This window comes from Pseudomonas fluvialis (genome assembly GCF_002234375.1).
In the GTDB taxonomy this organism is placed as follows: domain Bacteria; phylum Pseudomonadota; class Gammaproteobacteria; order Pseudomonadales; family Pseudomonadaceae; genus Aquipseudomonas; species Aquipseudomonas fluvialis.
Genome location: NZ_NMQV01000063.1, coordinates 1 through 688, shown reverse-complemented (window position 1 = coordinate 688; position 688 = coordinate 1). Strand labels below are relative to the sequence as shown.

Annotated in this window: 1 protein-coding gene; it reads left to right on the top strand. The window is 64.0% G+C overall.

The annotated features are described in order from the left end of the window. Positions 1–118 precede the first annotated feature (118 nt). On the top strand, positions 119–688 hold a 570-nt coding region (locus CFY91_RS15685), incomplete at its 3' end, for a PIN domain-containing protein (RefSeq protein ID WP_243392529.1).

The following is a 688-nucleotide window of genomic DNA, read 5'->3' as shown; positions in this document are numbered from 1 at the left end:
TTTACCCCGGAGCCTGCGTACCCTCTGGTCGATTCGTCTCGGCCGCCTTTGAGGGATGCATGGCTTGCAGGGCGCCGGCAGCTGCTGGCGCCGGGTTGATCCGCCAGAGGAAACGCCTATGTCCGCAGCTCGTACCGGCAAGACCCCGACCACCCTGTATGTTCTGGATACCAATGTGTTGCTGCACGACCCCAACGCGTTACTCAACTTCCAGGAGCACCAGGTAGCCATCCCCATGACGGTGCTCGAAGAGCTGGACCAGCTCAAGGCGGGCAAGCATTCGGTGGCGGCCGAGTGTCGCCAGGCGATTCGCCTGATCGACCAGGTACTGGGGGCTGCGACGCCGCAGGAGGTGGAGCAGGGCGTGCCGATTCGCCGCGGCAAGAACGCGCCACGCGGCAGTCTGTCGATCCTCATGAGCCGGCATGTCGAGCCGCTCAGTGGGCTGCCCGAGCACCTCAACGACAACAAGATCATCAACCAGCTGGTAGGCCTGCAGAGTCGTCGCGGCGGCTCGCCGGTGGTGCTGGTCACCAAGGACATCAACATGCGCCTCAAGGCGCGCGCCTGTGGGATTGCCGCCGAGGACTACCAGACCGACCAGTTGGTGGATGATGTGGCATTGCTGTCGCGTGGCTACCACAGCGTGCCGGGTTCTTTCTGGGATGGCGTGGACAAGGTGGAGACC